This is a genomic window from Streptomyces sp. F001 (assembly GCF_004187715.1).
Lineage (GTDB): Bacteria > Actinomycetota > Actinomycetes > Streptomycetales > Streptomycetaceae > Streptomyces > Streptomyces flavusporus.
Window position 1 is genome coordinate 1 of record NZ_QZWF01000065.1, and the last position, 10148, is coordinate 10148.

The 10148-nt window shown below is 66.7% G+C and carries 8 protein-coding genes and 2 pseudogenes; 7 read left to right on the plus strand and 3 right to left on the minus strand.

The features are described from left to right. Window positions 1-105, plus strand: a pseudogene (locus StrepF001_RS49155) (two-component system response regulator); the annotation flags it as partial. 82 nt (window positions 106-187) lie between these two features. Here StrepF001_RS49155 and StrepF001_RS42950 read toward each other — a convergent pair. Further along, window positions 188-607 (minus strand): hypothetical protein, encoded by a 420-nt coding sequence (locus StrepF001_RS42950; RefSeq protein ID WP_129803509.1) that lies wholly within the window; start codon window positions 605-607, stop codon window positions 188-190. Beyond that, window positions 604-1230: a hypothetical protein gene (locus tag StrepF001_RS42955; protein WP_129803510.1), complete on the minus strand. Its 627-nt coding sequence runs from the start codon at window positions 1228-1230 to the stop codon at window positions 604-606. The genes StrepF001_RS42950 and StrepF001_RS42955 overlap by 4 nt, the downstream gene beginning before the upstream one ends. A gap of 163 nt (window positions 1231-1393) precedes the next feature. On the opposite strand from StrepF001_RS42955, the gene StrepF001_RS42960 reads away from it, so the two are divergent. The 5 genes from StrepF001_RS42960 to StrepF001_RS42980 all read left to right on the plus strand — a co-directional run bounded on the left by StrepF001_RS42960 (window position 1394) and on the right by StrepF001_RS42980 (window position 6241). Beyond that, window positions 1394-3016, plus strand: a complete 1623-nt coding sequence (locus StrepF001_RS42960; protein WP_129803511.1) for a 4-hydroxyphenylacetate 3-hydroxylase N-terminal domain-containing protein — start codon at window positions 1394-1396, stop codon at window positions 3014-3016. Between the two features lie 142 nt (window positions 3017-3158). Continuing rightward, window positions 3159-3452, plus strand: coding sequence for a transposase family protein (locus tag StrepF001_RS42965; protein WP_240797974.1), 294 nt, complete (start codon window positions 3159-3161; stop codon window positions 3450-3452). A gap of 166 nt (window positions 3453-3618) precedes the next feature. After that, a complete protein-coding gene (locus StrepF001_RS42970) occupies window positions 3619-4722 on the plus strand; it encodes a maleylacetate reductase (protein WP_165396569.1) in 1104 nt (367 codons plus the stop codon). Next, a complete protein-coding gene (locus StrepF001_RS42975; RefSeq protein WP_129803513.1) occupies window positions 4715-5602 on the plus strand; it encodes a dioxygenase in 888 nt (295 codons plus the stop codon). The genes StrepF001_RS42970 and StrepF001_RS42975 overlap by 8 nt, the downstream gene beginning before the upstream one ends. Window positions 5603-5761: 159 nt before the next feature. Beyond that, entirely contained in the window at window positions 5762-6241 is a 480-nt protein-coding gene (locus StrepF001_RS42980; protein WP_129803514.1) for a flavin reductase family protein, read from the plus strand. A gap of 231 nt (window positions 6242-6472) precedes the next feature. Here StrepF001_RS42980 and StrepF001_RS49160 read toward each other — a convergent pair. After that, window positions 6473-6652 (minus strand): annotated as a pseudogene (locus StrepF001_RS49160) (IS6 family transposase); the annotation flags it as partial. A 372-nt stretch (window positions 6653-7024) separates the two neighbouring features. Between StrepF001_RS49160 and StrepF001_RS42990 the strand changes: the two are divergent. After that, entirely contained in the window at window positions 7025-10084 is a 3060-nt protein-coding gene (locus tag StrepF001_RS42990) for a BTAD domain-containing putative transcriptional regulator (protein ID WP_129803515.1), read from the plus strand. The last annotated feature ends 64 nt before the right edge of the window (window positions 10085-10148 follow it).

Below are 10148 nucleotides of genomic sequence, written 5' to 3' on the forward strand. Positions count from 1 at the left end.
TACCTGGAGCATCTGGTGGATGCGGGGAGGGCTGGACGGAGTCCGTTGTATGGGCAGGTGAAGAGGCCTGAGTTGGTTTATCGGTGGGTTCGGGCGTCTCACTGATGGCAGCGGCCCTGTGCGCGAGGGGCCGCGCACAGGGCCGCCCGGGTGCCGGGCGGGAAGCGCTGTCCCCGCCCGGCTCGGCTCAGCCGGCGTTTCTCAGCTCACCGTTCGCGGTGAGCCGCAGCGTCCCGGTCAGTGCCTGGTCGCAGCCTTCCTTGGTGTGGTGCAGGGTGATCGTGCGAGAGACCTCCAGATCGGGTACGCCCGGACCGTCGGACAGCCTCAGCGTCACCCGCGGCGTCCGTTCGTCGAAGTTCTCCGGCAGCCGCACCGTGGCCCGCACCAGGTCGCCGTACAGCTTCCGCGCACCGCTGCGGCAGTGCGTCGCGACGCACAGCCGGTAGGTGGCCTCGGGGCCGTAGGGCAGAGCGTCGGCCTGCCAGGTGACGCCGACCTGCGGGACGACGTCGACCGGCCTGCACGGTTCGGGTGTCCCGCCGCACGCCGTGAGCGCGCCCAGGACGGCGACGACGGCACCGGCGCCGTACAGCGGCCTGCTCACCACTTCTTCACCAAGCCGGGCAGCGCGTCCTCGGCCAGTTTGATGTCGGTGAAGACGAGTTCGCAGTCCCAGTCGGTCGCGTCGGAGCAGTCCCGGTCGTCGTTCCAGCCGTCGTCGTCGGCGTCGGAGCCGATGCCCCAGCCGTTGCAGAGCGAGCCGGAGATGACGCCCTTGGCATAGATGTGGCCGTTGCTGAGCACGGTGTAGACGGGTCCGCCGGAGTCGCCGCCGACGGCGCAGGTCCCAGAACTCTTCTTGGCGCGAGTGACGTTCTTGACGATCGTCCCGTCGCCGTACTCGATGGTCTGCTTGCCGCTGGTGACCTTCCAGCCGCAGACCTCGCCCGTGGTCGAACCCCCGTAGCAGAACTGCTCTCCCACCTTGGAACGGGTGGTCCAGCGGTCCTGGACGCGGCGGGTCTGGGAGCCGTGGGGGCCGCCCTTGTAGACGCGCGCGGAGACGCTGTACTTGTTGTCGATCACCTCGCCGGTCACCAGGTCGCCCAAGTAGTAGGACTTCCCGGCCACCTTCACCGATCCCTGGCCGTTCTTCCAGTTGTCGTAGGCGTCGGCACCGGACGCGGTCCGCGATTCCGGCGAACCGGCCCCACGGCAGACGATCACCTGCCACCGATCACTTCCCCGACCAGCACGAGCAACCTGTCCGTGATCCACACCAGCCCCATGACCAGCAACTTCAAGGTGAAACGAGCTCATTAACACCCTGTTCGCGGTTTGTTAACGGCTTAACCGCGACGGTGAGCCGCGTCCCTGGAGAACTGGAGGCATGACCATGAGAACCGGTGCGGAGTACCTGGAATCTCTGCGTGACGGGCGTAACGTCTTCATCGACGGTGAGCGCATCGAGGATGTGACAAAGCATCCTCTGACCCGAGGCTACGCCGCGCAGGCCGCGCGCTTCTATGACCTGCATCACCAGCCCGAGAACGAGGCCTCCCTGACCTTCGTCGACGAGGACGGCACGCGACGCCCGATCGGCTGGTTGTATCCGCGAAACCAGCGCGACCTCGAACGACGGCGCGACTACGCCAACCAGGTGATCCGCAGCTTTGGCGGCGGCGCGTTCGGTCGCCTCCCCCAGAGCAACAACGGCAACTGGTACGCCCTCGTGGACGACACCGCCCCTTGGGCTGAGCTGTCCAAGGACACGCCCGCGACCGTCGACCTCGCCCGCAACATCATCGCGGACTTCGAGGCCAACCGCGACGCGGATCTCTGGACGGTCCCCCTGCTCAACGACGTGCAGCGCGACCGCTCGGACCCCTCGGTGGCCGCACGCAACCCGATGCTCCGCGTCAAGGAGCGCAATGACGAAGGCATCGTGGTCGCCGGCTGGAAGGGGGTCTCCACGGCGGTCATATTCGCCGACACGATACTGCTCGGCAACATAGTGAAGCCCGGGACGGAACCGGAGCACATCATCTGGGCGAGCGTGCCAGTGAACCACCCGAAGGTCACGCACGTGGGACGCCGTTCCAACGCCACGCCCGCCGAGTCCGGCTTCGAGCGGCCTCTGTCGAGCCTCGGCGACGAGCTCGACTCCATGGCGTACTTCGATGACGTCCTCATCCCGTGGGAGCACGTCTACCACCTGGGCAACGTCGATCACTCCAGGTTGTATGCGCAGCGTACGTTCGATTTCGAGCACGCCGACACCCTGCACCACATGATCGTCAACGCGGAGCTCATGACCGGACTGGCGGTCCTCGTCGCACAGACAACGGGAACGCTTCAGCACCCGGTCGTGGGATCCGACCTGGCCGACCTCGTCCGCTTCCACGAGACGCTGCGCGCCTTCACCATCGCCTCGGAGGCGACCGCGTTCGTGACGCCCAGGGGGCTGTGCAAGCCGAACAACATCTTCTACGACTTCGGCCGCGCTCACTACCTCGAGAACGTGGGCCGGCTGACGGAGAAGCTCGTGGAGATGTGCGGCCGCTCAGCGGTGTTGTCGCCGAGCGAGCAGGATTTCGAGGTTCCCGAGATCGGCACCAGGCTTCTGGAAATGTTCCACGGCACGACGATGAGCGCGCACGACAAGGTGCGGCTCTTCAAGTTCGTCCAGGACCGGTTCCTCAGCGACTGGGCAGGACGCTTCAGGTCGTTCGAGAGGTTCCAGGGCACGCCGTTGTTCCTCATCAAGCTGCTGACGATGCAGCGCATCTCGACCGACCCCGGCGGCTCCATCACCGAACTGGCCCGCGAGGCAATCGGTCTCGGCACCTCCGACGAGATGACCGCACGCGCCGTCGCCGAGCGGAAAGAGTTGTTCGGCTCGGTGACTCCCGTCGCTACCCAGCCCGCGCCCGCTCAGGCCGCCGCAGCCAACCAGGGCTTCTCGCTGGACGACAAGGATCAGCCCGACTACATCAAGACCCAGGACGCGTGACCGCCTCCGATGTGCTCGGCCCGCAGGATTCCGCGGGCCGAGCACATCGGCAGCGTGCTTCGCCCGCCGGCGATTCAGGAGGCCGTCCATGAACGCGGTCTGGATGCCCTCAACGGGCGTTGTCACGTTGTTGGGAGAGTGAGTGCATGACGGTGTGCAAGGGCGTGGTTCTGCCTGGGGCATTGGCCTGGACGACAGCAGCTGCCAGGACGACCCGGCGGTGGTCACCGGCTACAAGGCGGCCCGCAACCGGTCGGTCACCCGCAGCCAAAAGCAGGTCAACCAGCCGATTGCCGCGGTGCGAGCCCCGGTCGAACACGCCCTCGCGCACCTGAAGAACTGGCGGGTGCTCACCAAGCTGCGTTTCGACCCCAGATGGGCGACCGCGCTTGTGCGGGCGCTGCTGGTGCTGACCCACCGGGAAGTCGCCCGCTGACCGATGATCATGGCGGCGGACTTCCACCCGCGACCAGCCCGAGCCTCCCGATACCCGCGCATGCCAGAACCGTGACCTGCGACTTCACGATGCGCACAGTCCATTGACGCGCCATCCGGAGCCCCGTGACACTCCAGGCGCTGTGAGAAATTCGCGAGGGACGACGATGAGATCGTTTGTACATCGGGGTCAGATCACGAAAGTGGTCTTCGGCACTGGCACACGCAAAGGCATAGCCGACGAAGTCCGGGCTCTGGGGTGCGATCGGGCGCTCGTAGTGTGCACTCCCGGACAGACACAGCAGGCAGGCGAGGTCAGTGAGCTGCTTGGCCCGCTGGGCGTCGCCACTTTTGACCAGGCAACAGCTCACACTCCTGTCGCAGTGACCAATAAGGCGGTTGATTTCGCCCGTGCCGTCGGTGCTGACTGCGTGGTGGCCGTCGGTGGCGGATCCACCGTCGGTCTGGGAAAGGCCATGACGTCGCGCACCGGCCTGCCGCATCTGGCGCTTCCCACCACCTACGCCGGTTCCGAGATGACACCCATCCTGGGCGAGACCCACGAGGGGACCAAGACCACCCGGCGGCTGCCTGAGGTACTGCTCAAAACGGTCGTGTACGACGTCGATCTCACCCTCACCCTGCCGCCCGACGTGGCTGCGGTGAGCGGACTGAACGCGATGGCCCACGCCGTGGAGGCGCTGTACGCCCAAGGCCAGGACCCGCTCGCCTTCCTGATGGCCGGTGAGGCCCTGGACGCCCTCGCCGCCGCGCTTCCGGCGATCGTGCGTGATCCCGCCGATCAGGAGGCGCGCGGTACGGCTTTGTACGGAGCCTGGCTGGCCGGGACCTGTCTGGGGACGGTCGGCATGGCGCTGCACCACAAGGTGTGCCATGTCCTGGGCGGCACCTTTGACCTGCCGCACGCGAAGATCCACGCCGTCGTGCTGCCGCATGTGATCGCATACAACGCCCCGGCGGCCGGCCCGGCCATGGCCCGGATCAGCAAGGCGCTGCCCGGCCCCGGTCCGGCTCGCGCGATCTTCGAGTTCGCGGGCCGGATCGGCGCCCCGAGCGCGCTGCGCGACCTCGGCATGCCCGCGTCGGGCATCCGGGAGGCCGCCGACTTGATCGTCCGGGACGGCTACTGGAACCCCCGGCCGGTGGACCAGGACGCCGTGCGTGTCCTGCTCGAACGGGCCTGGGCGGGCGAGCCGCCCCTGTCCGCCTCTGTTGACCCCTCTGACCCGACGGGAGCCCCCCATGCCTGACCTCACCGACGACACCATCACCGCAGCAGTTCTCTCCACAGTGCGGGATACGAAGGACCCCCGTCTCGCCGAAATCCTCCAAGCGCTGGTCAGGCATGTTCACGACTTCGTCCGCGAGACCGGACTGACCGAGGAGGAATGGGCGCGCGGCGTGGCCTACCTGACCCGGACCGGACAGGCGTGCACGCCCACGCGGCAGGAGTTCATCCTGCTCTCCGACGTGCTGGGGGTCACGATGCTGGTCGACGCGCTCGGCCACCGGCGCTCGGCCGAGGCAACCCAGAACAGCGTCCTCGGACCCTTCTTCCGGGACGACCGCCCGCACCTGCCCGACGGCGCCGACATCAGCCAGGGGCTGCCGGGCACGCCCTTCTTCTTCGAGGGGCTGGTGGCCGACCACCAGGGCGCACCGGTGAAGGACGCCCAGATCGACGTGTGGCACAGCGACTCGGACGGCCACTACGACGTGGACGTCCCCGGCCTGTCCGAGCCGGCCATGCGGGCCCTGCTGCGCACCGACGACCAGGGGGGCTTCCGCTTCCGCTCCATCCGCCCGTCCTCCTACCCCATCCCCGACGACGGCCCCGTCGGCGAGATGATGCGGGCCACCGGCCGATCGGTCATGCGGCCCGCGCATCTGCACCTGCGGATCGCCGCCCCGGGCTTCCAGCACGTGACCACGACGCTGTTCCCCACCGACGACCCCTACCTCGACCACGACCCGGTCTTCGGCGTCAAGCGTTCACTCGTTGCGGCATACCAGGACCACCCGGCCGACACCGGCCCGTACGGCACCACGACCGACGAGCCGTACATCCTGCTGCGTCACACCTTCGTGCTCGAGCCCGCAAGGCCGGCTCCCGGCCCGCGACGCATCTGACAGGCGCCACCCCGCCCCTGCCGAGACTCCCGGCACACCTCGCCCTCGGGCCGCGCATGACCCGTCGCATCCGCCCTGCGCGCGCCGGGGGCATCCGGTGCTCGCCGTGGAGGTCTCTCGCCGGCGCGGGCCGGGCCACACCCCTCTCGGAGGTTTTCCATGACTGAAACCCTCGGCACAACCGTCATGTTCCGGGCCACCATGGGCCGTCTCGCCACCGGCGTCAGCGTCATCACGACCCGGACCGGAAGCACGCCCGTCGGCATGACGGCCAGCGCGGTCTCCGCCTTGTCGCTGGACCCGCTCCAGTTGATCGTGTGCATCGGCAACCACCTGTTCACCCGCACCGCGATAGCCGAGCACGGACGCTTCGCCGTCAACATCCTGGGCGAGGACTGCGAACACCTGGCCCGCACCTTCGCCTCGCCGGTGCCCGACCGGTTCGCCGGCGTGGCCGTCGACGACAGCCACGGTGTGCCGGTCCTCAAGGACGCCATCGCCACGGTGGTCTGCGACGTCTCCCAAACCCTGCCCGGCGGCGACCACACCATCTTCGTGGGCGACGCACGGCACTGCGCATACAAAGCCGAGGGCCGTCCGCTGGTCTACTTCGCGGGCGGATTCGGCGCCATGAGCTAGGGGCTGGGCTGTGAGCATCGTGAAGTCGGAGGTCAAGGCCCTGGTGCGATGTGTGGGCTGAATGCTCTGGCTGGTCGGCGGCGCATGTCCGCGGCGGAGATCATCTGACGCACCTGTCAGCGGGGATGTCCGATCAGTCTGCGTGGTCGGGTCTGCCCCTACGATCCGTCAGCAGATCGGGACACTACGGTGATCGGGAGGGTGCTGGAGATGCTGGAGCGGATCAAGGCCAGCCGGGCCAAGCTGGACACAACGGCGCCCTGTCTCGTAGGAGACGATGACGCCGCGGTGGAGCATCAGCTCCTCCCCCCGACCGAAGCTGAGCGGGAACCGGAAGTACCGCCCCACGCAGTGCGAGATCACCTCGACCGCGTACCGGCACCCTTCGTACGACGGCGAGGTGCTCCCCACGGACGATCCCCCTCCACCATGACCACCCCAAAGATCACCCCACCCGGTCAACCAGCGCGACAGTGCCCGCAGACGAGTGCGGTCGGCCAACCCCACGACCGCCTGCGAATCTCGCACGTCATCCGCGACCAGGGGACCTGGTGTGGGTCACAACCGACAGCACACACGGCTTCATGAACGAACATGACGAGTTGCCCCGCTGAGTCGAAGTCAGTCGCCGATCCCCCCGACTTCCTAGGCGCTCTTCTCAGACAACTGGCCTAGACTCCACCAGGAGCACTAAGACGCGCGGAGGTTGGGCGATGTCGGAACGCATGGCCTGGAGTACTGGGCGAGGAGTCTGCTCCGCCGGACATCCAAGAAATTGCTCCGATGATTGAAATCGAGCCCGGTCGATCGAGCGGGCCGAAGACACCAGGTCGTCACCACCGCACGATCATCAGACGGAAACTCGCAATCCCCGAGCCTGCGAAAAACGTGGTCTACCGCCAGAGGCCCAGCCAACGCATACACGAGCTCCTCGACCGCCACACGGCGGTGAAAGTCTTTGCGACCGCCGGTGCCGGCAAGACAACCGCGGTGGTTCTGGCTATTCGCGACCTCGATAGGCCTGTTGCGTGGGTGTCGCTCGACGGGACGGAGCAGGCGGCGGGGCGTCTGCTCGTCTATATCGAAGCGGCTGTCGAGGACATAGTCCCCAGTGCAGCGGGTGTCGCCTCGGATGCTCTGAGCAGCAGTCTTCAGATCGGTGAGGCAGCTGGACTGCTTGCCGAAAGCCTGCAGGGCAGCCGACTCATTGTGGTCTGCGACAATGTGGAGCGAATCGCTTCCGACGAGAGCTGCACCGCGGTGCTGTCCTCCTTCGCCCGCTACCTGCCGTCCGACGCGAACCTCGTACTGATCTCGCGCGTCGACGTCCAGCTCGACTTGGGCTCGACCAGCGAGCGCGACCGGGTCGGCGAGCTCGTCGAGACCGACCTTGCCTTCGACGTCCAGGAGGCGAGCGCGGCACTTCGAACAGTCGGTGACGTCGACGTGGATCCCGCGCAGGCAGTAGCCGCGACGGGGGGATGGGTAACCGGCGTCTTGTTCAAGGGGTGGCGCCACGCCCGGTCTCGCGAGATGGATCCTGACTCACTGCACTCCTACGTCGCGGCAAACATATTCAACTCGCTTTCCCTGGCTGAACGAACGTTTCTGCTTCATACCAGTCCGTTGGACGAAATATCGGTCGACGGAGCCCGGGCACTGGGCCAGGAGAATGCAGCGCACATCATGGCCGACCTCCGGGGCCGATATCTTCCGGTGACGTGGTCTGCCGATGGTTCGCGCTTGACGCCCCACCCCATGTTCCGTGACTTCCTACAGGTGACTCTCGAGCGGGAGGACGCCAAGACGGTCGCCGAGGTGCGTCGCAGATACGCAGAAGTCCTGATCGCCAACGGCGCGCGCGAGGAAGCCGTCGATGAGCTGCTTCGCCTCGGCGACGTGGAGGCGGCTGGGCGGTTGGCCGCCGCCGTCCTCCCAAGCCTGGTTGCGCGGATGGACTTCGCCCTGGCGGCACGTTGGCTCGATGCACTGGGTGCGTCTGTCCGGTCCCCGACTCCGGAGATCGGATCCGTCGTCTTGCGCGTTGCCTTTGCACTGGAGCAATGGGGTCGCGGAGTTGAGTTCATCGATCGGCACGGCTATGACTGGCTTCCAGAGCAGGGGGCTCCCAACTCCGAGGAGGCCCGCGTCCTAGCTTGTTGGTCCCTTTGGCACTCCGGACGGATCGACGAGGCCCGGTCCATCGGCGACCAGCTGCCACCTGGTCGCAACCAGCGCATCGTCGACTCGTTGATCGCGGGCGCAACCGGCGAGGAGCCGCCCCCCTTCCCGGAATACTCAACGATACCCTCCGGCCCACTCGACGGTTTGCTGATGCGCCTGGCCTTCATCCGCGGTCGCCTTGACGGACTCGACGCCCCAGGCTCGTTCGACCCGTGGCGCACTGTCCTCGGGGGTCCCTGGGTCGTTGCTGCATTGCGCGCCACAGGGCGCTTGGATGCCGCGATGGCCATGTACGAGTCTCGTCGCGGTTCGTCGCAGCCGGTTTGGTTGCAGGGCGTCGACGCCGTCGATCTCATGCTGGACCTTGGCCGCGGAGAAGAAGCCTGGTCCTTGCTCAAGCGGGGGCGGGACCTCATTGCGTCAACAGGCTCGAAGGTGTACTGGAACATGAGCCTTCTCGCTGAAGCCAAGCTGTGGCTGCGCCTCGAAGGCAACAGCCAACGTGCCGACGGCGTGCTAGCGGCGGCGGCTGCCAACGGCGCCTCGGACTATGCCCTGACGCGCGAGACGTGGCAGCTCTGGACGGGTCTTTCCATGCTGCGGCAAGGCAGAGATGCTGAGGCGCAGGAGCATCTCTCGGCATGCCTGCTGAGTATGCAAAGAGGAGACCGTCAGCTCGATCTCCCGACGGCTGCGGTGTACCTGGCCGAGGCGCAATGGCGGCTCGGCCTCGAGGATGAGTCCGACGCCACGGCAGAGCTGGCCATTGTCTCTGCCTCGGCCCACGGGACTCAGCACTTGCTGCTGACAGCGTTGGCGGACATGCCATCGGTAGCGTTCAGGGCGGCGGACACCAAGTCCAGTCGCATGTCGCGCTATCACGAGGTCCTCGCCGTGCTCTCGGGCCGGCACCCCGTGCGCGTGAATGTGAGTGCGCCACGTCTCGTCCTCGAGGAGTTCGGAGAGCCGACCCTCACGGTCGACGGGAATGTGGTCCAGCCCCGCCTGACGAAGAGTGTGGAGCTGCTCAGCTATCTACTCGGAAGCCCTGACCGGAGAGCTACACGCGATGAGCTTCTCGGCGCGCTCTTCGACGGCCGCAACGATGCTGCCAGCCGAAGCTACCTCCGCCAGGTCCTCTTCCGGCTTCGCCAGGCGCTCCCCGCAGACCTCGGGCCGTCGCAGGATGGGAATGTCTTCAGTTTGGTTGGCCCGGAGCTGGCGATGGGCTCGGCCCAACGAGCTGTTGACATTGTCGCGCAAGCCGGAAGGCAAGAAGGAGAGGTTCGACTCCAGACGCTCTTGCACGCCATCAGCAATACAGAGAGGGGCACTTTTCTGGCAACGGCGTCAGGCACATGGGTCGCGGAGCGTCGCCTCGCTCTGACTGAGATCCTACTGTCGGCCAGAGTCGACGCAGCCAAGCTGGCCTATCGATTGAACCGTCTTCGTGAGGCGAAGGGTCTGGTCGACTACGTGCTCCGCGACGATCCCTACCGCGAGCAGGCCTGGCAGCTCGCGATCCAGCTTGAGTATGCCAGCGGCAGCGATGACGGAGTGTTGGCGCTTTATAAGCGGTACGTCGCACGGATGAGGGAGCTCGGCGTCGCGCCGTCCGACGAGGTTCGCCGACTTGTCACCCAACTGCGCCGACGCTGACTTCGGCTCCTCAGAGTGGACTCCGGTGAAGTCCCTGAGCTTGACTCTGTCGGGGATCTTGGAG